This window comes from Burkholderiaceae bacterium DAT-1 (assembly GCA_019084025.1).
Classification (GTDB): Bacteria; Pseudomonadota; Gammaproteobacteria; order Burkholderiales; family Chitinimonadaceae; genus DAT-1.
In genome coordinates, this window is sequence record JAHRBI010000020.1 from 1 (window position 1) to 588 (window position 588).

The following is a 588-nucleotide window of genomic DNA, read 5'->3' on the forward strand; positions in this document are numbered from 1 at the left end:
TGCATGGATGTGCAGGCCTGTCTGTGCGGACAGGCTGTCGGGCAAGGCGTGGTGGTGATTCACGATTTCCGCAAAACCCAGCCCTCGCGTGAACTCGGCTGCGCCAAGGCCGGATTCCGCGCGCTATCTGCCTTCCGCATTGTCAGCCAGCACGAAGTACTGGGCAGCTTCTCGCTGCATTTCCGCCACGAAGGCCCGCTGCCGCCTGCCGAAGTGCAATTGCTGGAGGTGCTCGGCCAGCATCTGGGCATCGCCATCGAAAATATCCGCCTGAGCGCCAAAGCCAAGCAACTGGCCATTGCCGAAGAACGCAATCTGGTGGCCCAGGGCCTGCATGACAGTCTGGCGCAGGGGCTGAATTTCCTGAATCTGCAGGTGCAGATGCTGGATCAGGCCACGGCTAAACGGAAACTCGACGATATCCGCGAGATCATCCCGCTCTTGCAGACAGGTGTGACGGAAAGCTATCAGGACGTGCGCGAACTGCTGGCCAATTTCCGCTCCAAGCTGGGGCCGGGTGAGCTGCGCGGCGCGATTCATGACACGATTTCGCGCTTTACACGGCAGACCGGCATTGAGGTCGACCTA

General features: G+C 60.5%; 1 protein-coding gene. It reads left to right on the plus strand.

Translation table 11 applies throughout. The annotated features are described in order from the left end of the window. On the plus strand, positions 1–588 hold a 588-nt coding region (locus tag KSF73_17310), incomplete at both ends, for a GAF domain-containing protein (GenBank protein MBV1777479.1).